Source organism: Stenotrophomonas sp. C9D9, assembly GCF_056491205.1.
In genome coordinates this window covers 1,575,184-1,595,999 of record NZ_JBSZIF010000004.1, presented here as the reverse complement: position 1 = coordinate 1,595,999, position 20,816 = coordinate 1,575,184, and the positions used below count along the sequence as shown (strand labels likewise).

Sequence of the window (20,816 nt, the reverse complement as noted above, 5' to 3'; positions counted from 1 at the left end):
GCAATCCCGGGATTCTGGAGGCTTCATGAGGTTGCCGGCCAGCGGTCGGCACCCACCCACAGCGGATTCCGGCAGTAGATCCACGCCATGCGTGGATGGCGCGATGTTGGGGTCAGAGCCCTTTCCGTTGGAAAGGGATCCGACCCCGGCCTGTCAGCCGTTGTCGCGCAGGAACCGCGCCATCGACGAAACACCCGGCACGCGCGGTTCGAACTCGCCGGCCACGTCGATGAAGCCACGCATCACCGCGATCTCGCGTGGGCTGCGGTTGAGGCTGTCGCGCACTTCCGGATCGGCACCGGCGCGCAGCAGGCGCTGCACCAGCAGCGGCAGGCCGTGCAGCGCGGCCAGATGCAGCGGGCCGAAACCGCGCGGATCACGCACGTCCAGGCTGACGTCCTCATCCAGCAGGCGCTCTACCGCCGCCATCACCACCTGCTCGTCGCAGGCAGTACCCGGCTCGGCGCGTGCGCCCAGCAGCAGCAGCAGCGGCGTGACCGAACCGGCAGCAGCCTGGTCCGGCTCGGCGCCGGCCAGCAGCAGGGTGTCGAGCAGGGCCAGCAGGCGCGAGCGGTCGCGGGCACTGAAGCCGTACAGCGCGGCACAGTGCAGCGGCCCCAGCTGCTGCGCGTCACCGGCATGCACGTCGGCACCCGCAGTGAGCAGCCGCGCGACGATGTCCGGCAGGCCCAGCGCCGAGGCCAGCATCAGCACGGTCACCCCACCCGGCAGGCGGTGTTCCAGCTTGGCGCCGGCATCGAGCAGGGCCGACACGATATCCACCTGGCGCATGCTGACCGCCGCCGACAGCGGCGTCGCACCACTGGCCGCGGCATGCTGCGGATCGGCGCCACGCGCCAGCAGCAGGTCGGTCACCGCCAGGTGACCACCACCGGCCGCACGCAGCAGCGCAGTGCAGCCCTGTGCATCGACCGCGTCAACAGCAAATCCCAGATCGATCAGGCGGCGCACCGCATCCACATCACCGGCCATCGCGGCGGCCGGCAGATCGGCCTCGCGCAGGGTACGGCGCGGCAACGGCCACACCCGCCAGTCCAGCCAGTCGGCCAGGTCACGGCGCCCGATCGACAACGCTACGCCCAGCGGCGTCTGGCCGTCGGCGGCACGGGCTTCCGGCGAGGCGCCGTGCTGCACCAGCAGCTTCAGCGCACCTTCGCGGGCCAATGCGGTGGCCAGGTGCAGTGCGGTCATGCCATGGCTGTCGCGCGCTTCGCGATCGACGCCAGTCTTGAGCAGGGCCTGCTGCAGGCGCAGCCAGCCCAGGCGCACTGCCAGCGACAACGGCGGGTCACCCGCCGGCGAGGCGGCGAATGGATCAGCGCCACGCTCCAGCAGTTCCAGCGCCAGCTGTTCCAGGCCACGGGCGGCCTGGTCGTGCTGCGCGCAGGCGGCGAGGAAACGCGCCAGGCCGCCGCGGCCGGCCGGCGACAGGCCACGCTGCAGCATCACCTGCAGCGCAGGCACCGCATCGATGCCGCGCGACAGCAGCGCGAACATCGGCGTGTCGGCGCAGGCGTCGCGCACATAGGGATCGGCACCGTGGCCCAGCAGCCAATCGACCGCGCGCGGCTCCAGTGCCAGCTCCGGATCGAGCAGCAGGCCGCCCAGTTCTTCCGGCTGGCACAGCTTGGCCAGCGCGGCCATGCCCTCGGTATTGCCGAAGCCCAGTGCTTCGCGCAGCAGGGTCAGCGGCGGGCGATCCGGCAGCAGGCCGCTGGCGCTGGCGGCTTCGCCGCGCTCGGCCAGGCCATCACTGACGGCGGCCGGCAACGGATAGGACGGGTCCAACAGGGCGACGATCGCCCAGCGGCCGGCTTCAGCGGCGTAGTCCACCGCGCGGCGGCCGACCGGATCAGCCGCATCGGCGGCGATGCCCAGCTCGACCAGGCGCTTGATCAGCAGCGGCGAGACATCCTCGGCCATCGCTGCCAGCTGCACCGCATTGCGGCCTTCGCCGTCCACCGCGACCAGGTCCGGCTTATGCGGCAGCAGGTGCTCGACCACGGCGGCACGACCGGCACGGGCCGCTTCCAGCCACGGTGTACGACCCAGCGCATCGCGCGCTTCCAGATTGGCGCCCGCGCCGAGCAGCACGCCGATGATCTCCACGTGGCCAGCCAGGGCCGCTTCGTGCAACGCACTGCGGCGTTGGCGATCACGCGCATCGGCCCGTGCCTTGTGCTTGAGCAGCAGCTGCACACCGGCCGGATCGTCGTCCTCGGTGGCGGCGGCGGCCAGCAGCACTGGGGTGCCTTCGGCCGGTTCGCTGCGTGCACCACGTTCGAGCAGGAAGCGGGCCAGGCGCCAGTTGCCGACCTGGCAGGCCACCGCCAGCGGCGACCAGCCCTCGCGGTTCAGCGCATCGACTTCGGCGGCGGCATCGCGCAGCAGCGCGGCCACGCCCGGGTCGGAACTGCGTGCGGCATGGTGCAGCGGGGTGTTGCCATCACTGTCGGTGGCGCGCGAATCGGCGCCGTTGGCGAGCAGGGTCATCACCGCTTCGGGGCGGCCATGCCAGCTGTCGCGGGTCGCGGCCAGCAGCGGGGTCATGCCCCGGTGCGGCGCATTCACATCGACGCCGCGGGCAATCAGTTCGCGCAGCAGGCGCAGGTCCGGCAGCACCGCGGCCAGCACCGCCAGGCTGCGCTGGTCACGCCAGTTCGGGTCCGGCAGCGCATACGGATCGGCACCTGCCTGCAGCAGCTGCAGGCCGCGGTCGATGCGGCCCTGGCGCGCGGCTTCATACAGCGCAGGTGTCAGTTCCTGCGGCGCCATCGCCTCCAGCGGCGCGGTTTCGGCCGCAGCGGGGAACATCGGTTCCTGTTCGCTGCTGGCCGCTGCGAACGGGCTGGGACGCAGCGACACCAGCGGCGCGGGCGCGACCCGCTGCAGCAGCAGGTGCAGCACCGGCGACAGCAGCACGACCGCCAGTGCGGCGGGCCAGCGTGCGCTTTCCGGCAACAGGCCCGGCCAGGCCGGCAGCACCACCAGTGCGGACAGCGCGATCACCAGCGCGGCCACGCCAAGGCCACGCCAGGCGGTCAGGTCGCGCCCGGCCAGCGCCTGCCAGTGCTGGGCAAGGCTGCCATCGAGGCGCTCGACATCGTTCCACAACGGCCAGGTGCGCCAGGCCGCCAGCAGGCCGGCGCTGACCAGCACGCTCAGGCCCAGCACTGCCGCCAGGCTGCCGCTGTCACGCAGTGCCGCCAGCGGCCAGGCCAGCAGCAGCGCCAGCAACAGCGGCGCGGCCGCCCACAATGCCAGCAGCGCGGGCAGGTCCTGGCGTGCGACCACCTTCAGCGGCAGCAGCGCACGGCTGCGACGCCACCACGACACCCCCAGCGCAAACGCCGGCTGCGCCAGTGCGGCAAGGACGGCACCCGGCACACCGCCCACGGCGGCGCCCAGCGCCAGCACGGCACCCACGGCGAAGGCGATCGACAGGGCGCGCGGACGGGAGATGTCAGTCATAGTGTCGCGGCATCAGGCTGGCCACCGACGGCGGCACCTGCAGGTAGAACCCGCGTTCGCTCATTTCGCTGCGGACCTTTTCAGGATCGGCCTGGGCCAGGCGGCGCTGGGCATCCAGGGCCACCTCCAGGACGAAGGTGAGCGTTCCCAGCGAGGTGAGCAGCGGCGCGGGCAGCGCGCTGAAATCATCGCGTCGGGGAACGTAGACGTAGGTGTCCGGCTTGAGTTGGCTTTTATAGACGTAGGCGTGCATGTCCGCGGGACGATAACCCGGGAAGAGCCATGATTGTGTCGGAAAGCCGACACCGGGGAAAGCCGTCAGCCGACGATGGCGGCGCGATCGGCGGCGTTTCCCCAGCGAGGTTCAGCAATGTGGCGGCGGCGTTCAGCCAGCGCCGCCGCCACACGGGTGCTTACTTGACCTTGGCGTAGGTGCCCTTCAGCGCCACACCGGCCACGAAGGTGCCGGCCCAGCACTCGTAGTTGGTCGTGCTCTTGAACTCGTTCTTCTTGTAATAGCTGACGATGTCGACCACCGCGTTGGCGCCGCGCGACCTGGCGCCGTCCTGCAGCGCGCGCAGCGCCGACAGCGCAACCCAGCGGCAGGCCTCGGCGTCGCTCTTGTTGGCGGCGTTGGTCTTCTTGTTGGTCACGTCTTCGCCCAGGCGCTGCTGCACGCTCACCGGCTGTCCGGCCAGGTAGAAGCGCACGCTGCCGTCGATGCCGGCGTCCTTGGCAGCCTGCGAGCTGACCAGCTCCTGCAGGGACTGCTCGACGCGGGTATCGCGGGCGGAGGCGGTGGAGGTCAGGGCCAGCAGCGCGGTGGCCGTGGCGATCATCAGGGTGCGGCGCATCGGAACATCTCCTTGTCGAGGGTGCGGGTGGATAGCGGAAACGGTGCGGTGGGGCGGTGGATCACTCGCTCCAGCGGCGGAACACCAGCGAGGTGTTGATGCCGCCGAAGGCGAAGTTGTTGCTCATCACGTATTCGGCCTGCAGTTCGCGGCCCTGCCCGGTGATGAAGTCGAGCTGGCCACAGCGTGGATCGACCTCGGCCAGGTTCAGGGTCGGCGCGAACCAGCCGGCGCGCATCATCTGGATGCTCAGCCAGGCCTCGAACGCACCACAGGCACCCAGCATGTGGCCGACATAGCTCTTCAGCGAGCTGATCGGCACGCGGTTGCCGAACACCTGCGCGGTCGCCTGGGTTTCGGCGATGTCACCGTGGTCGGTGGCGGTGCCGTGGGCGTTGACGTAGTCGATCTGCGCCGCGTCCAGGCCGGCATCCTCCAGCGCCAGGCGCATGGCCTGGGCCATGGTGTCGGCGCTGGGCTGGGTGACATGCTGGCCATCGCTGTTGGTGCCGTAGCCGACCACCTCGGCAAGGATGGTGGCGCCGCGCGCCTGCGCGTGCTCCAGGTCTTCCAGGATCAGCGTGCAGGCGCCCTCGCCCAGCACCAGGCCATCACGGCCGGCATCGAACGGGCGCGGGGTGGTCTGCGGCGCATCGTTGCGCACGCTGGTGGCGAACAGGGTGTCGAACACCGCCGCGGCGGTGGCATCGAGCTGCTCGGCACCGCCGGCCACCATCACCGTCTGCTTGCCGCTGCGGATGGCCTCATAGGCTGCGCCCACGCCCTGGCTGCCCGACGTGCAGGCGCTGGAGGTGGTGTAGACGCGCCCGGACAGGCCGAAGAACACGCCGATGTTGACCGGCGCGGTGTGGCTCATCATCTTCAGGTAGGTGGTGGCACTGATGCCTTCGGTGGTGAATTCGTTGAGCATGCGCCCGAATTCACCGGTGGCCTCGTGGCTGCCCGAGGACGAGCCGTAGGCCACGCCGGTACGTCCACTGCGCAGCACCGGGTGCTCGTGCAGGCCAGCTTCGCGCAGCGCCACTTCGGTGGCGCGCACCGACATGATCGCGACCTTGCCCATCGAGCGGGTGGTCTTGCGGTTGTAGTTCGGCGGCAGCTCGAAGTCCTGCGCCGGCGCGGCCAGCTTGGTGTTCAGCCCGGCATAGACATCCCACTCGGGCATCGCGCGCACCGCATTGCGGCAGCTGCGCAGGTGCGCCTCGATGGTCGGCCAGTCGTGGCCGAGCGGACTGATGGCGGCGGCACCGGTGACCACCACGCGACGATCGGCGGCCATCAGAGCATGCCCCCGTTCACCGAAATCACCTGGCGGGTGATGTAGCCGGCCGGTTCGGACAGCAGGAACGCCACCGTGGCCGCCACTTCGTCGGGACGACCGACGCGGCCGGCGGGAATCAGCTTGAGCGCGTGTTCAACCACTTCGTCGTTGAGCATTTCGGTCTCGATCAGGCCCGGGGCCACGCAGTTCACGGTGATCTGGCGGCTGGCCAGTTCCAGCGCCAGCGCCTTGGTGGCACCGATGATGCCGGCCTTGGCAGCGCTGTAGTTGACCTGCCCGCGGTTGCCGGCCAGCCCGGACACCGACGACAGGGTGACGATGCGGCCCGGCTTGCGCCGGCGCACCATCGGCATGATCAGCGGATGCAGCACGTTGTAGAAACCATCCAGGTTGGTGTGGATGACCTGGTCCCAATCCTCCGCCGACAGTGCCGGGAAGGCGCCATCACGGGCGATGCCGGCATTGCAGACCACGCCGTAGTACGCGCCATGCGCTTCGACATCGGCCTCCAGCGCGGCACGTGCGGCCTCGCGGTCGGCCACGTCGAACATCAGCACGCGGGCCTGCTGGCCCAGTGCCTGGATCTCGGCCACCACCGCCTGCGCCTCTTCCACGCGGCTGCGGCAATGCACCACCACGTCGAAGCCGTCGCGCGCGATGCGCAGCGCGATGGCCCGGCCGATGCCCCGGCTGGCGCCGGTCACCAGCACGCTTCGATTCCCTGTCATGCCTGTCCACTCTCCAGATAGGCCATCGCGTCGGCCGGTTCGAACACCGACACGTTGGCTGTCGCCCATTCTTCCTCGCCTGCCAGGATGCGGCAGGCGAACATCCCCAATCCATTGTCACCCAACAGCTCGCAGCGCGCCTGTACGCGCAGTCGCGAACCGCTGGGGAAACTGCTGCGCAGGCTGCTGTAGCGGCGGCTGCCGAGCAGGAAGCCCAGCTGCGGCGGCCTGCCGGCGGCGCGTGCGCGGCAGCCGGCCCAGGCCGCGATGGCGTGTGCCATGTATTCGATGCCGACCCAGGCCGGCACCTGGCCATCCTCGACGAACAGGCCGGCCCCGGGCACCACCAGTTCGGCCTCAATGGCGTCCTGGTCCCACTGCGTGATGCGCTCCAGCAGGCACATGTCCTGGCGGTGCGGCACCACGTCCTCGATCGCGTACAGCGTGTTCATCGACGCTCCAGCGCCAGCACGGCATTGCTGCCGCCGAAGGCGAACGAATTGCTCAGCACCCGTCGCGGCGGGTGCGCCAGGCGGGTGGCCGGGGCCACCAGCGGCAGCACCGGCAATGCGGGATCGGCCACGCCGTCCCACCAGTGCGGCGGCAGCTGCTGCTGCGGATTCTCGGCCAGCAGGATCCAGCACAGCGCCGCCTCGATCGCACCCGAGGCGCCCAGCGTATGGCCGGTCAACGGCTTGGTTGAACTGGCCGGCACGCCGTTGCCCAGCACCTGCGAGACCGCCAGGCTTTCCATCGCATCGTTGTGGCCGGTAGCAGTGCCATGCAGGTTCACGTAGTCCACTTCGTCGGCGGCCCATCCGGCACGCAGCAGTGCCTGCTGCAGGGCATCGATGGCGCCCAGCCCCTGCGGGTCCGGGGCGGACATGTGGTGCGCGTCGGCCGATTCGCCCCACCCGGCCAGGCACACCGGACCGGGTTCGCGGGTGAGCAGGAACAACGCAGCGCCCTCGCCGATGTTGATGCCGGCGCGATGCTGCGAGAACGGATTGCAGCGCAGCGCCGATACCGATTCCAGCGCGCTGAAGCCGGCCACGGTAAAGCGGCACAGCGAATCGGCGCCACCGGCGATCACCGCATCGACGATGCCGGCGCGCAGCATGCGCGCGGCCGACATCAGCGCCTTGGCGCTGGACGAGCAGGCGGTGGACAGGGTCCATGCAGGCCCCTGTGCGCCACTGCGCTGGCGCACGAACTGCGCGGCAGTGCCCATTTCCTGCTGCGCATAGTCGAAGCCCTGCGGCCACTGGCCCTGTTCGGCGTGGCTGCGCAGGGCCTGCTCGGATTCACCGATGCCCGAGGTGCTGGTACCCAGCACCACCGCCACGCGCTCGGCGCCATGGCGGGCGATCGCGGCGGCCACGGCCGGTGCGATCTGCGCCAGTGCCACGTCCAGCAGCGCGTTGTTGCGCCCGCGCAGGGCCACCGGCAGGTCATCCAGCGTCGGCAGGGGCGTGCGTACTTCTCCCAGCGCCAGGGTGCGTCCCGGCAACAGGCTGTCGTTGTCAGTGAGACCGCCCGGGGCGTCGGCGAACATGGCCGACGTCACAGCGGCGCGGCCATCGCCAAGCGCACAGACCACGCCCAGATCGTTCAGGTAGATCGGTGCGCTCATCGGTCCGGCCCGGCCATGTCGATCGATTCGATGCGCAGGGCGTAGCCTTCGGCGCGGTTGTCCAGCTGCACGCTGCCGTCGTCCAGGCGCTGCAGCTGCAGCCACACCATGCCGTCGCGCGACAGGCTGCGCTGATGGCCGTCATCGCTGACCTGCCAACCGGCCGGCAACGCGGCGGCAATGGCCGCGGTCGGCCACAGCGCGAACTGCAGGTCATCCAGCACGCGCTCGGCACGCACCTGCGGCGGCAGCCACGGCGCGCGCTGCTGGGTCAGCTGCTGGCCGTCCCACTGCAGGCGCACGCCGGTCTGTCCCATCGCCTGCACCGCCAGCTGCACCTGCTGCGCATCGGCTTCCAGCAGAGCATCCAGGTCGCGCTCATGCGTGCCGAACCGGAAATGCAGCTGCTGCTGCAGTGCCAGCGGCGCCGGCAGGCTGGCCGGCGACAGGCGCAGCGGCGGCAGTTCCACCTGCGGCTTCGGCATGCGGCCGGCACAGGCGGCCAGCAGCAGGCACAGCAACAGCGCTGCAGTAAGGGCGATCACGCGCTGCACAGCTGCTCCAGCACGCGCATGCGGCGGCCGCTTTCGTCGGCCACGTACGGGTTGTTGGTGTCCCAGGCGTAGCCGGCCAGGATGGAGCTGATCATGTCGCGCACTTCGGGCTGCTGCTGCGGGTGGTAGATGATCTTCTGGAAACCGCCTTCGTACCAGCTTTCGACGAAGCGGCGGAAGGTCTTCACGCCGGCGCGCAGCGGGATCGAGAAGTCGGCTTCCCAATCGACGGTTTCGCCGGCATAGCGGCGCGCCAGGCACTCGCTCGCCAGCTGCGCGGACTTGAAGGCGATGGTGACGCCGGAGGAGAACACCGGGTCGAGGAACTCGCCGGCATTGCCCAGCAGGGCGTAGCCCGGGCCCCACAGCGAACTGACATTGGCCGAGTAACCGGTGATCCGGCGCACCGGCAGCACCGCCCATTCGGCGTTGGCCAGCAGCCGGGTCAGGTTCGGGTCCTCGCCGACGATGGCCTGCAGTTTCTGCAGGTCGTCGCCTTCGTAGCGCTCGAAGAACGACGGCTCGGCGACCACGCCCAGCGAGCAGCAGCCATTGGAGAACGGGATCGTCCAGTACCAGACGTCGATGTGCTCGGGATGGGTGGTGATCAGGATCTTGTTGCGGTCGAAGTCCGCTTCGGCCGGAATGTTGTCGCGCACGTGGCAGAAGATCGCCCCGCGCACCGGGAAGTTGGACGGCGATTCCAGCTGCAGCAGGCGCGGCAGCAAGCGCGCGAAACCGGATGCATCGAGGATGAAATCGGCCTCGATGCGGTACTCGCTGCCGTCCGGGCGACGCACGGTCACCGCCGGCTGCTCGCCCGCTTCGACCGACAGCACTTCATCACCGAAGCGCAGCGTGGTGCCCATGCGTTCGGCACCGCGCGCCAGCACGTTGTCGAAGTCGGCGCGCTGCACCTGGTAGGTTGTGCCCCAACCCGGCGAGAACTTCTTCCTGAAGTCGAACGCGGTGCGCGCCTCGCCATGCACGAAGGCGGCGCCGTTCTTGTGCTGGAAACCCGCTTCGACCACGTCCTGCAACAGGCCGGCAGCCTCGATGTACTCCATGCTCTGCGGCAGCAGGCTTTCTCCGATGGAGAAGCGCGGGAACTGCTGGCGCTCCAGCATCAACACCTGGCGGCCCTGCTGGCGCAGCATCGCCGCCGCCACGGAGCCGGCCGGGCCGGCACCGATGATCAGGATTTCAGTACGTTCGACAGCATCCACAGCAGTATTCATCGGTGCGTCCTTGTTGCTCGATCAAGTGGAAAGAAGGAAGTCGGAAAACAGGCTCAGGCCGGCGGCAGATCGTGCGGCGGCGGCCGGAACAGCGGCGAGATCAGCCAGACCAGGCCGATGCCGAACAGCAGGGTCAGGCCGAACGCGCGCAGCGCCGGGGTCTGCGACAGTCCCAGCAGGCCGAACGACAACCAGGTGCTGGCCGCGCCCACGCACACCGCCAGCCAGGCACTGGCATCGCCGCGGTGCTCGATCAGGAAGATGCCGTAGTCGATGCCCATGCCCAGCAGCAGCATCAGTGCCAGCACGTTGAACAGCTGCAGTGGCTGGCCGAACAGGCCCAGCAGGCCCAGGGTCAGCGCACCGGCAATCAGCGTCGGCGCGAACACGCGCCAGGCCTGGCGGCGGTAGCGCAGCCACAGCGCGCCGAACACCAGCACGATGCCGACCAGCAGCAGCCCACCCATCAGCTTGCGGTAGTGGCCCAGCAGCTGCGAGAAGTCGGCGGTGCGGTCCACCCAGCGCACACCCGGCAGGCCTTCCGCCGCCCCGCGCAGGGTGGCCAGCGCATCAGCGCGCGACAGGTCATCGACCATCACCACGCTGATCATCTGCCCGCCGACCTCGCCCACCCACAGGTGGCGGAACGGCTGCGAGGCCGGCGAGGCCAGGAACGCCTCCGCGGTCAACGGCGTAGCGGCGAAGTCCGGGCGCGGCAGCGGTTCGCCGACCGCCTCGGACACCGCGTCCAGCACGCCCGGTTCCACCTTGGCGGTCAGCGCGGCATCGGCCTGCTGGCGCGCCGGCGACGGCAGCCAGTCGCTGATCGCGCGGTAACCGCCGATGCGCTTGTCGTTGGCCAGTACACGCAGGCGTTCGGTCAGCGCTTCTTCGCGCTGCAGCAGTTGTGCGGCGTCACTGCCCTGCACCAGGTAGAACTGCGCCGGGCTGGGCATGCCCAGCAGCTGGCTCAGGCGGATCTGCTGGGCCATCAACGCCGGCGGCGAGGACTGCAGGCTGCGCAGATCGTCGTTGCTGTTCAGGCGGGCAATGCCGATGGCAGACAGCGCCAGCGTGATCACCACGAACACCGTCACCGGCCGGCGGCCATGCAACCGCGGGAAGCGTTCCAGCGTGTTGCCCAGCCACTGCGAGAAACGGGTCTGGCGGATCTCACCGCCATCCAGCCACGGGAACCAGAAGATCACCGTAAGGAAGGCGGCGGCCAGGCCGACCACCGAGAACAGTGCCATCTGGCGCAGGCCCGGGAACGGAGCCAGGCCCAGCGCCAGGTAGGCCAGCGCGCTGGTCAGCAGCGCCAGCCACAGGCCCGGCAACAGGTGCCGCAGCAGTTTCCAGCGGCGATCGGCCGGCTCGGCCTGGCGCGAGGCGAACCAGTGGATGCCGTAATCCTCGGCCACGCCCACCAGCGATGCACCGAACACCAGGGTCAGCACGTGCACCTTGCCGAACACCAGCACGGTCACCGCCAGCGCCACGCCACAGCCGATCAGCAACGACGCGGCGACCAGCAGGATCGGCCGCAGCGAACGGAACGCCAGCCACACCAGCAGCAGCACCGCAGCCAGCGAACCCCAGCCGATGGTGTTGATCTCCTGGTTGGCCTGCACCGCGGCCGCTTCGGCATGCAGCGGCACGCCGGCATGCAGGATTTCCAGCTCGGGCGCCGCCGCCCTGGCGGCCTGCCCGGCGCGTTCCAGCAGGCCATCGAGATGGCGCTCACCATCGAGCTGGAATGCCGAACCCGGCGTATCGAACTGCAGCGCGGCCCAGTGCTTGCCCTCGGCTTCGAGCAGGCCGTCATCGCCCAGCCGCAACCCCGAACCTTGTGCCTGCTGCTGCCACCACTGCGGCCACAGCGACAGCGGGTCTTGCCGCCAGTCGGTCAGGCGCGGCGCGCCCATCGGGCCGTACAGCGCGGCCAATGCCTGCTCGGCCAATGCGCCCGGTTCGCTGCCCTGCAACTGCTCGCGCTGGGCCGGCGTCAGCAGGCGGTCGCGGTACGGCGCGTAGAACGCGCGCGCCTCATCGAACCAGCCTTCGATCGAACCACTGGGCACCAGCAAGGCGTGGTCGGTGTCCTTGGCCATGGCCGCAGCAAAGGCCGCCTGCGCGCGCTTGGCGGCGGCGCCGTCCTTGCTGCCCAGCAGCACCACCACCTGCCGCGAGCTGCCGTCGGCGATGCGCCGGGTGACGTCGCTCAACAGGCGATCATGCGCATCCTGCGGCAGCAGCGCCAGGATGTCGGTGTCGATCCGCAACTCCTGGCTCCACAGGTGCCACTGCTGCGCGCCCAGTGCCAGCAGCACCAGCAGCCAGGCGATGCCCAGCCAGTGCCACCAGCGCCGCAACCGGTCCGGTGCGTTCGATGCTGCACCCTCACTCAAAGCGGCGCGCCTCGTCGGCGTTGAGCGTGGCCGGTGCCTCGCTCAATGCGCTGAACTGGATCTGCGTGCGGTCCTTGTTGGCCTCGACGATCTCGACCTGGCGCACGTAGCGGTCACCCTGCAGGGTCAGCGACTGGAAGGCCTTGGCCAGCATCGCCGACTTCGGCGTCAGCCGCAGTCGCCAGCCCTGCCCTTCACGGCTGGCCGCCACGTTGAACTGGCTGGACAGCGCCTGCACGTCGCCGCTCATCAGCGCGAACATGATCGCGTTCACCGAACGCATCGCCGGCTGCTGCCGTGCATCGAGCTCGACACGGGTGCTGCCATCGCGCTGGCGGCTGAGGATGCGGTCGGCGGTGACCACCACTTCGGAGGGGAACGGCTTGAGCGTGGTCCAGATCACGCCGTGCTGGCGCGCGACCACGAACTGGCCCTGCGAGCGCAACGGGTTCTTGAAGCCGCTGACCTGCTTTTCCTGGCTGAACTGGCCACGCAGTACATCCGGCCGCGCCACCGCCTGGGTGATCGCATCGATGGCGGGGTCGGCGGCCTGCACGCGCGGTGCGGCAACGAGCATCAGCACGCACAGCAGCACGCTCGGAAGACGGGCAAACATGTTCACGGCGCAGGCACTCCCAGGCGTTCCCACAGTACCGGCGGGCACTGGTACAGCATTTCCTTGCTGGCCGCGTCCACCGCGACCTGGATGGTCATCGCGCGGGTCAGCACCTGGCCACTCTGCGCATCGACGATTTCGTACTCGATCTTCAGCCGGTTCTCCCATTCCACGATGCGCGCGATCACGCGCAGCGCCTGGTTGAACAGCAGCGGGCGCACGTACTTCACCCGCGCATCGACCACCGGCCACAGGTAGCCCGATTCGAGCATCTGCGGGTAGTCGTAGTCGTAGCGCCCGAGCAGCGCGCAGCGCGCGATCTCGAAGTACTTGAAGTAGTTGCCATGCCAGACCACGTTCATCGGATCGCAGTCATGGAAGGCGGGGGTCAGCGCAATCTCGCCGACCCGTTCGATGGCCTCATTCACCGGCATACAGCTCCCAACGTTGCGCGCGGATCTCCACCAGCAGTTCCCGCAGTTCGCGATCCAGCGCGCGGTCTTCTTCAACCAGGGCGATGCGCTGCCCCAGGTCGGCGTACATGTCGGCCAGACTGCCATGCAGCTGCGCGTTCAGGCCAACCCGTTCGCGCAGCGCCAGGCCCTGGCGGGCGGCGATCAGCATCGCGGCCACCACCTGTTCAGTCAGCTCGATCACGCGCAGGCAGTCGCGCGCGGCGATGGTGCCCATGCTGACCTTGTCCTGGTTGTGGCACTCGGTGGAACGCGAAAACACGCTGGCCGGCATGGTCTGCTTCAGCGCTTCGGCCGTCCAGGCAGACACACTGATCTGCAGCGCCTTCAGGCCATGGTTGATGGCCGCGCGCGGGCCGGTGGCCGCCGACAGGTTGGCCGGCAGGCCATGGTTGTAGCGGGCATCGACCACCAGCGCCAGCTGCCGGTCGAGCAGGTCGGCAACGTTGGCAACGGTGTTCTTCAGGGTGTCCATCGCCAGCGCGATGTGGCCGCCGTAGAAGTGGCCGCCATGCAGGATGCGCTCGCCGTCGGCATCGATCAGCGGGTTGTCGTTGGCGCTGTTCAGTTCGGTTTCGATCAGCTGGCGCAGGAACGGCAGGCTGTCCTCCAGCACGCCGATCACATGCGGCGCGCAGCGCAGCGAATAGCGGTCCTGCAGGCGCTGTTCATTGCGCGGCGGACGCTCGCTGTGCAGGTCGCTGCGCAGGCGCGCGGCGATGCGGCCCTGGCCAGGATGCGGCTTGGCCGCGAACAGGGTTTCGTCGAAGTGGTGTGCATTACCGTCGCTTGCCAGCACGTTGAACGCGGTCAGCCGCGTGGCCATGCGCGCCAGGTAATCGGCGCGCTGCCAGACCAGGCAGGCCAGGCCGGTCATCACCGCGGTGCCGTTCATGATCGCCAGGCCTTCCTTCGGCCGCAGCTTCAGCGGGGTCATGCCGATCTTCGCCAGCACCTCCGCAGCCGGCCGCACGCGGCCGTCGTGCAGCACCTCGCGTTCGCCGCACAGCACCGCCGCCACGTACGAAAGTGGCGTCAGGTCACCGCTGGCACCCACCGAGCCTTCGGCCGGAATCATCGGCAGCACGTCGTGCTGCAGGAGCGTGGCCAGGCCTTCCAGCAGCGGCACACTGACACCGGACATGCCGCGCACCAGCGACGCCAGGCGCGCGGCCAGCACCGCGCGGGTCTCGACCGGATCCAGGTAACGGCCCAGGCCGCAGCCGTGGTAGGTGTACAGATGGTGCGGCAGTTCCGCCACCAGCGCCGGCGGGATGTTCACCGTGCACGAGTCGCCGTAGCCGGTGGTCACGCCGTAGATCACGCCGTCCTCGCGCAGCAGGCGGTCGAGGAAGTCGGCACCGCGCTGGATGTGCGCGCGGAACGCCGGCGCGTCGCTCAATGCGGCCTCGCACTGGCGCTGGGCCAGGGCAACCACGTCTTCGATGGTCAACGGTGCATCGCCAAAGCGGCACACGGGTACGGCGTCAGTCGTCATGCGGAGCCTGATCCCAGAAGGGGAAGAAATTGAACCAGTCCAACGGGGACTGGATGACCTGGAGTTCCAGCCAGCGCGCGAAGCGCTGTGCCTGTTCGGCCAGTGCGGCGTCGCGCGAGCCACGCGGCAGCACGATGCGTTCGGCGAACTGTTCGAATGCCACGCGATAGCCCTCGCCCTGGTGCAGGCAGGCCATGGTGTAGACCGGGCAGCCGAGCGCGGCGGCGAGCACATAGGCGCCGATCGGGAACGGGGCCCGGTGGCCAAGGAATTCGGTGGTGACGCTGCGGCCGCCCTGCACCGGCGTGCGGTCGCCGACAATGGCGACGAAGCCACCCGCCGCTACGCGCTCGGCCAGCATCACCGCGGTGGCCGGCCCCATTTCGGTCACCTGCACCAGCTCCACCGCCGCCAGCGGGTCCAGCCGCTGCAGCAGGCGATTGAAGCGCTGCGCGTGCGCGGTATGCACCAGCACGGTGATGCGGAAGCCCGGCACCTGTTCGGCCAGTACCTGGCACAGCTCCAGGCAGCCGATGTGCGCAGTGAGGATCAGCCCGCCTTCACGGCGCGCGATCTTCTCCAGCACCAGGTCGCGATGCAGGTGGATGCGTTCGGCCGGATAGCGCCCGCCCAGGCCGAGGATCTTGTCCAGCATCGTATCGGCGAAGGCGAAGAAGTGGCGCAGGCTGTCGCGCCGGGTCGGCGCGCGGCCGAGCACGCCGCTGTATGCCTGCAGCCGCTGCAGGTACTGCATCGAGGCCTGGCGGCCGACGCGGTTGCCCAGCCAATGGCAGGCCACCACCGGCCACACGCACAGGCGGAACGGCCAGCGCCCGAACCAGCGGTGCACCCAGCACAGGAACAGCACGCCGGCCACCGACGTCGATTCGCCGATGTCGGCCCAGTGCGGGGCACCCTGCGCGGCCGCCATCTCAGCGCTGCCCCCGCAGGCGGCGCCACAACAGGCGCGGTGCGCGCCAGAGCATGCCGAAGAACAGGCGGGTATGCATGCGGCTGATGCGCACGTTGTCGCGCCACACATCGAAGTGCGACACGCCATCGGATGGATAGGTCACGCGCGTGGCCAGGTGCTCGACCGGCAGGTGCCGCCAGTACAGGCGCACCATCACTTCGGTATCGAAATCCATGCGCCGGCCGATGGTTTCCTCGCCGATCAGGCGCAGTACCGGCGGCAGCGGATACACGCGGAAGCCGCACATGGTGTCGCGCAGGTGCAGCGACAGCGTGTTGATCCAGACCCAGATATGGGTGGCGTAGCGGCCGTACAGACGCGCCTTCGGCACGCTGGCGTCGTAGGCAGGGATACCGCAGATCACCGCATCCGGATGCACGCGCGCGGCCTCGATGAAGCGTGGCAGATCGCGGGTGTCGTGCTGGCCGTCGGCATCGATCTGCAGCACGTGGCTGTAACCACGCGCGGCTGCCTCGGCGAAACCGGCCAGCATCGCCCCGCCCTTGCCCTGGTTGACGTCCAGGCGCAGCAGGTCAACCCCCTGGCGCTGTGCCAGCGAACGCAGCACCGCCGCGCAGGAGGCCCGCGAACCATCGTCGACCAGCAGGCACGGCAGGCCGGCGGCCTGCACGCCGTCGACCACCGCCGCGATGGCGTGCTCGTGGTCGTAGACGGGAATCACCACCAGTGGCGCGAACGCGGCACCGGCAACGGCCGGGTCAGTCCGCATCAGCGAAAACCACCTTGCCGCTGGCATGCACACCATGGCTGGAGGTGTAGCGGAAGGCCAGCACGTTGCGCGTGGCATCCCAGTCCAGCTGCAGGGTCAGCTCATCGCCCGGGCGGGCCACATGCTGGAACTTCACCGCGTCCATGCGCAGGAACGCCGCCGGCATCGCAAACGCCTGGCGGCCGAAACGCACCGCCCAGTCCAGCTGCGCCACGCCGGGCAGGATCGCCGCCTGCGGGAAGTGGCGCTGGAACGGCCGCAGCGCCGGGTCCAGGGTCATGCGCAGCGTGGCGCTGGCGGCATCTCGGTGATCCCATGCCGGCACCGGCATCAGCGGTTGGAACAGCGCTGCCAGGGCGGCCTGGGTCACCTTGCCCTGCGCGTTGATCGGCAGCGCCTGCACGAGGCGCCAACGACGCGGCCGGGTCACTGCGTCATGCGCATGCGCCAGGCGGGCGCCGAGGCGTTGGCCCAGCGCACGACGCGCGGCGTCGCCCACATCCAGCAGCGCCGGATCGGCCGGCACCACCACGGCGGCCAGCTGCTCGCGCTGCCCGGGCAGCACCAGCACGCGCGCGTCCTCCACTTCGGCGTCTTCGCGCAGCGCGCGTTCCAGCGCATCCAGCGACACACGGCGTTCTTCGATCTTGACGATGCGGTCGGCGCGGCCCAGCAGGCGGAAGCGGCCATCGGCCAGGGCTTCAACGCGGTCCTGGGTACGCCACCAGTCGAGGGTTTCCAGATGCGCCGAGGCCACCGCCAGGCAGCCATCGTCGATCCGCCACTGCACGCCCGGCAACGGCTGCCACGGCGGCAGGTCGGTGTCCCAGCGGCGCCAGGCGATACCGCCGGTTTCGCTGCTGCCATAGACCTCGGTCGGGGCCACGCCCAGCCACTGCCGTACCTGCCGCGCCGCGTCTTCCGGCAGCGGGCCACCGGAGGAGAAGACCGCGCGCAGGCGGCCATGCAGGCTGGCCCAGTCGAGCTGCCCGGGCAGGCGCTTGAGGTGGGCCGGCGTCGCCACCAGCACTGTGTCGGTACCGGCCAGCGCACCCACTAGGTCTTCGTGGAAGAACCGGCGCGGATGGATCAGGCGACCGGCGGCCAGCGGCCACAGCACGCGGAACAGCAGCCCGTAGATGTGCTGGTGGGACACCGTGCCATGGACCTGCACGCCTTCCATCTGCGCGCCGAACGCGGCCTGCAGCGCCTCCACCTCGCGCGCCAGCTGGTCCAGGCGCTTGCCGATCGCACTGGGCTCGCCGGTGCTGCCGGAGGTGAACACGCACAGCTCGCAGGCGCGCTCGTCCAGCGCCTGCAGTTCATCGCCCATCGCGGCGTCCTGCGCCGCCAGCGGGCGGTAATCGGCAGAGACATCACCCGCGAAACCGCTCACCTGCGGCTGCAGTGCCAGCAGCGTGGCCGGCAGGTTGTCGGCGGCCAGGAACACCCGCTTGCCGGCATGCCAAGCACCGAACAGCGCCGCGGCGAAGGCCACGGCATCATCGAAGTACAGGGCCCAGTCGCGGCCTTCGGCCGCCGCAAAGGCGGCGCGCCAGCCCAGTACGCGCTGGCGGAAGCCGGCGTGGTCGATCACCTCGCCGTCGCAGAGGCCGACGCCGCGCTGTGGCCGTGCCTCCAGCAGCAGCCTGTCCAGGGCAATCCACTCAGCCATGCGCGTGCGCCGCCTTCACCCGCCGCCGCACCAGCCACTCACCTGCGAACAACACGCCCATCATCACGTACGCCAACAATCCGTTGTAGAGCATCCAGACCCGGTCCGACGCGTACAGCGCGGTCAGCAGGGCCAGGCTGCCGTTGAGAACGAAAAAGCCGCACCACACCTGGGTGACGCGGCGGGTATAGGCCACCGCGAACGGGGGCAGGTCCGGCTCCTGCAGCCGCGCCAGGCGCTCCACCAGCGGCGGCCCGAAGCGCAGGCTGGTGCCGAACACCGCCAGCATCACCGCGTTGACCAGCGCCGGGTACAGCTTCAGCGGCAGGGCCTGGTTGAGCACGGTGGCCAGCACCGCCAGCAGGCCGGTGCCAGCGGCGGCGGCCCACCACAGCGGCTGTCGCGTGCTCAGCGCACGCAGCAGGGCCAGGGTGAACAGCAGCAGCGACAGCCAGCGCGGCTCGAAACGGCCCATCGCCAGGTACACCAGCAGCGGGTAGGCAAGCGAAATCGCTGCCACCACGACGGTACGTGCGCGAGCCATGGCGACGCCGCCGGCGCTGCGGTCAGGCGGCTGCCTGGTCCGGCAGCAGTCCATGCACGACATCGACGATGTCCTGCACGGTGCGCACGGCCTTGAACGCTTCCGGCTGCAGATTGCGGCCGAGCAGCGGCTTGAGCTGCACGATCAGGTCGACCGCATCGATGCTGTCGATGTCCAGGTCGTCGTACAGGCGGGCCTCGGGGGTGATCCGGGCGGTTTCGATCTCGAAGCTGTCGGTCAGGATGCTGACGATGCGTTCGAACAGTTCATTCTTGGTCATGGCAATTCCTGGCGCCGTTACGACTGGCGGGCGGCGACGAACTCGCCGAGCGCGCGCACGCTGGAGAAATGGCGACGGGTTTCTTCCGAATCGGCCGAGAGGCTGACACCGTACTTCTTCTGCAGCGCCAGGCCCAGCTCCAGCGCGTCGATCGAATCCAGGCCGAGGCCCTCGACGAACAGCGGCGCGGTCGGATCGATGTCCTCCGGCGTGATGTCCTCCAGCGAAAGGGAGGAAATGATCAATTCCTTGATCTCGTGCTCAAGTGCTTGCACGGGGCGGATCTCCAGACAGGTCGAAATAACGAGAAAGGTGCTCGGTGACGCGGCGTGCTGCCAAGGCATCCCCCCTTGGCGAGTCGTCATCGGCCAGGAAGGGCGCGATCGGGATATCTTCGCCGATCTGCAGCCGAACGTGAAAGCGACGTGAGGGGACACGATACCACTTCTGTCCCTTGGTCAACGTGGGCGGGGTGCAGGTGATCCGCACCGGGGTGATGTCCAGCCGGCCGCGGACGGCGATGTTGGCAGCCCCGCGCTGCAGCCGCGGCGGCTGGCCCGGCACGCTGCGGGTGCCTTCCGGGAAGATCACCAGGGTACCGCCGGCATGCACCGCCGCCACGCAGTCGTCGACCAGGCCGGCCCCGTCATCATTGGCGATGTAGCCAGCCGCCCGCACCGGGCCGCGCATGAACGGATTGCAGGCCACGGCCCGTTTCACCACGCAATCGGCGTTGGGCAGCAGCGAGATCAGGCAGACCACGTCGATCAGGGTCGGGTGATTGGCCAGAACCAGCAAACCGTCGCGCTGCAGGCGTTCCCCGCCTTCGATCTGGTAGGTCATCACCCCCAGCGCACGCATCAGGCGGAGGTGGCTGGCAAAGGCGACCTGGACCACGCGGCGGGCCCGGCGGCGGCGGACCACCGGGTCGCGCATCAGCAGCAGCACCGGCATCACCAGCACGCCCAGCAACAGGCCGCCCACGCCAAATGCGACAAAGCTCAGGCCGGTGCCAAACACCCGCCAGGCATGATCGAGGCGGCGCAGCGCCTCAGCCACGGCGCCCCCAGCGCCAGCGCTGGCCCTGCGCCACGTGCTCCAGCGCTGGCGCGCCGGACAGCAGGAAACGGTGCAGGTCCAGCGCGTGCGGCAGCGTACCCGGTGCGGTGGCCGCGGCATGCGGCGCCGCCTCCCACTGCAGCGAGAGGGTCGGCCGGCCCGGCGTCGGTGCGGTCAAGCGCCAGCACCAGGCAAAGAACGGGTCGGGTTCGTCGGCGAACGTCGCGTAAATTTCAGGAAGCGGCGATTCATAGACCACCATCCGCACTTCACGGGCACCATCGGCCAGCAACCCGGCCGCCTCCAGGCAGGCGGTCTCGACCGTGGCCTGGCCGGCGGCCAGCGCCAGGTAGTTGCCGCGGTGGCCGCGGGCGATCGAGTACAGCGCCGCGATCGCGTTGTGCACTGACAGGCCGAATCCGGTCGGCGACAGGGGCTGCTCGCCGACCAGCGCCCCCAGCAGATCCATCGAACGGGCCACGTCGCCATGGCGGCTGGCGAACACCAGCGGCACCTGGCTGTCAGCGCCCTGCCCATCCTCGCACCAGCAGGCAGCCTGGATCGCCATCCGGCCCAGCCGCTCGATGCGGCGGCGCTGCATCGCCGGTATCTCGGCCAGCGCCGGCGTGTCTTCGCCCTGTGGCGGATACGGCGCATCGGCCCAGCCCAGCCACTGGCTACGCTCGCTCAGGCCGGGCGCCCAGGCAGCCCAGTCGACGATGGAGAATTCGATCATTTAGCGATGGTGCTTCAACGGG

21 protein-coding genes are annotated in these 20,816 nt (G+C 69.6%); all 21 read right to left on the bottom strand.

Translation table 11 applies throughout. The annotated features are described in order from the left end of the window. Positions 1-153: 153 nt before the first annotated feature. The 21 genes from ACXI0D_RS12690 to ACXI0D_RS12590 all read right to left on the bottom strand — a co-directional run bounded on the left by ACXI0D_RS12690 (position 154) and on the right by ACXI0D_RS12590 (position 20,794). Entirely contained in the window at positions 154-3,492 is a 3,339-nt protein-coding gene (locus ACXI0D_RS12690) for an ankyrin repeat domain-containing protein (RefSeq protein ID WP_479642630.1), read from the bottom strand. Next, positions 3,485-3,745, bottom strand: a complete 261-nt coding sequence (locus tag ACXI0D_RS12685; RefSeq protein ID WP_014038920.1) for a YcgL domain-containing protein — start codon at positions 3,743-3,745, stop codon at positions 3,485-3,487. Before ACXI0D_RS12685 ends, ACXI0D_RS12690 begins: the two co-directional genes overlap by 8 nt. A 160-nt stretch (positions 3,746-3,905) precedes the next feature. Next, positions 3,906-4,346, bottom strand: a complete 441-nt coding sequence (locus tag ACXI0D_RS12680) for a hypothetical protein (RefSeq protein ID WP_014038922.1) — start codon at positions 4,344-4,346, stop codon at positions 3,906-3,908. Positions 4,347-4,407: 61 nt separating this feature from the next. Then, positions 4,408-5,646, bottom strand: a complete 1,239-nt coding sequence (locus ACXI0D_RS12675; RefSeq protein ID WP_014038923.1) for a beta-ketoacyl-ACP synthase — start codon at positions 5,644-5,646, stop codon at positions 4,408-4,410. Further along, positions 5,646-6,377, bottom strand: a complete 732-nt coding sequence (locus tag ACXI0D_RS12670; protein WP_479642629.1) for a 3-ketoacyl-ACP reductase FabG2 — start codon at positions 6,375-6,377, stop codon at positions 5,646-5,648. The genes ACXI0D_RS12675 and ACXI0D_RS12670 overlap by 1 nt, the downstream gene beginning before the upstream one ends. Continuing rightward, the gene (locus tag ACXI0D_RS12665; protein ID WP_479642628.1) at positions 6,374-6,829 is read right to left on the bottom strand and encodes a hotdog family protein; all 456 of its coding nucleotides are present in this window, start codon (positions 6,827-6,829) and stop codon (positions 6,374-6,376) included. The genes ACXI0D_RS12670 and ACXI0D_RS12665 overlap by 4 nt, the downstream gene beginning before the upstream one ends. Beyond that, on the bottom strand, positions 6,826-8,010 hold the full coding sequence (locus tag ACXI0D_RS12660; RefSeq protein ID WP_479642627.1) for a beta-ketoacyl-ACP synthase: 1,185 nt from the start codon (positions 8,008-8,010) through the stop codon (positions 6,826-6,828). Before ACXI0D_RS12660 ends, ACXI0D_RS12665 begins: the two co-directional genes overlap by 4 nt. Next, positions 8,007-8,564 (bottom strand): DUF3261 domain-containing protein, encoded by a 558-nt coding sequence (locus ACXI0D_RS12655; protein WP_479642626.1) that lies wholly within the window; start codon positions 8,562-8,564, stop codon positions 8,007-8,009. The genes ACXI0D_RS12660 and ACXI0D_RS12655 overlap by 4 nt, the downstream gene beginning before the upstream one ends. Further along, the gene (locus ACXI0D_RS12650) at positions 8,552-9,802 is read right to left on the bottom strand and encodes an NAD(P)/FAD-dependent oxidoreductase (protein ID WP_087924009.1); all 1,251 of its coding nucleotides are present in this window, start codon (positions 9,800-9,802) and stop codon (positions 8,552-8,554) included. The genes ACXI0D_RS12655 and ACXI0D_RS12650 overlap by 13 nt, the downstream gene beginning before the upstream one ends. Before the next feature lie 53 nt (positions 9,803-9,855). Then, complete coding sequence (locus ACXI0D_RS12645; protein WP_479642625.1) at positions 9,856-12,210, bottom strand: MMPL family transporter; 2,355 nt, start codon at positions 12,208-12,210, stop codon at positions 9,856-9,858. Further along, the gene (locus tag ACXI0D_RS12640) at positions 12,203-12,826 is read right to left on the bottom strand and encodes a LolA family protein (protein WP_182474406.1); all 624 of its coding nucleotides are present in this window, start codon (positions 12,824-12,826) and stop codon (positions 12,203-12,205) included. The genes ACXI0D_RS12645 and ACXI0D_RS12640 overlap by 8 nt, the downstream gene beginning before the upstream one ends. A 2-nt stretch (positions 12,827-12,828) precedes the next feature. Then, positions 12,829-13,260: an acyl-CoA thioesterase gene (locus ACXI0D_RS12635; protein WP_014038931.1), complete on the bottom strand. Its 432-nt coding sequence runs from the start codon at positions 13,258-13,260 to the stop codon at positions 12,829-12,831. Then, complete coding sequence (locus ACXI0D_RS12630; protein ID WP_479642624.1) at positions 13,247-14,797, bottom strand: HAL/PAL/TAL family ammonia-lyase; 1,551 nt, start codon at positions 14,795-14,797, stop codon at positions 13,247-13,249. The genes ACXI0D_RS12635 and ACXI0D_RS12630 overlap by 14 nt, the downstream gene beginning before the upstream one ends. Further along, on the bottom strand, positions 14,787-15,728 hold the full coding sequence (locus ACXI0D_RS12625; RefSeq protein WP_479642623.1) for an LpxL/LpxP family acyltransferase: 942 nt from the start codon (positions 15,726-15,728) through the stop codon (positions 14,787-14,789). The genes ACXI0D_RS12630 and ACXI0D_RS12625 overlap by 11 nt, the downstream gene beginning before the upstream one ends. Position 15,729: 1 nt before the next feature. Next, entirely contained in the window at positions 15,730-16,500 is a 771-nt protein-coding gene (locus ACXI0D_RS12620; RefSeq protein WP_197587215.1) for a glycosyltransferase family 2 protein, read from the bottom strand. Continuing rightward, a complete protein-coding gene (locus ACXI0D_RS12615; RefSeq protein ID WP_479642622.1) occupies positions 16,490-18,175 on the bottom strand; it encodes an ApeI family dehydratase in 1,686 nt (561 codons plus the stop codon). Before ACXI0D_RS12615 ends, ACXI0D_RS12620 begins: the two co-directional genes overlap by 11 nt. Continuing rightward, positions 18,168-18,719 (bottom strand): COG4648 family protein, encoded by a 552-nt coding sequence (locus tag ACXI0D_RS12610; protein ID WP_032954654.1) that lies wholly within the window; start codon positions 18,717-18,719, stop codon positions 18,168-18,170. The genes ACXI0D_RS12615 and ACXI0D_RS12610 overlap by 8 nt, the downstream gene beginning before the upstream one ends. A 22-nt stretch (positions 18,720-18,741) precedes the next feature. Next, complete coding sequence (locus ACXI0D_RS12605; RefSeq protein WP_005411609.1) at positions 18,742-18,999, bottom strand: acyl carrier protein; 258 nt, start codon at positions 18,997-18,999, stop codon at positions 18,742-18,744. A 17-nt stretch (positions 19,000-19,016) separates the two neighbouring features. Continuing rightward, complete coding sequence (locus ACXI0D_RS12600; RefSeq protein WP_005411610.1) at positions 19,017-19,274, bottom strand: phosphopantetheine-binding protein; 258 nt, start codon at positions 19,272-19,274, stop codon at positions 19,017-19,019. Continuing rightward, the gene (locus ACXI0D_RS12595) at positions 19,261-20,058 is read right to left on the bottom strand and encodes a lysophospholipid acyltransferase family protein (protein WP_432593388.1); all 798 of its coding nucleotides are present in this window, start codon (positions 20,056-20,058) and stop codon (positions 19,261-19,263) included. The genes ACXI0D_RS12600 and ACXI0D_RS12595 overlap by 14 nt, the downstream gene beginning before the upstream one ends. Further along, entirely contained in the window at positions 20,051-20,794 is a 744-nt protein-coding gene (locus tag ACXI0D_RS12590; RefSeq protein ID WP_479642621.1) for a beta-ketoacyl synthase chain length factor, read from the bottom strand. Before ACXI0D_RS12590 ends, ACXI0D_RS12595 begins: the two co-directional genes overlap by 8 nt. Positions 20,795-20,816 lie beyond the last annotated feature (22 nt).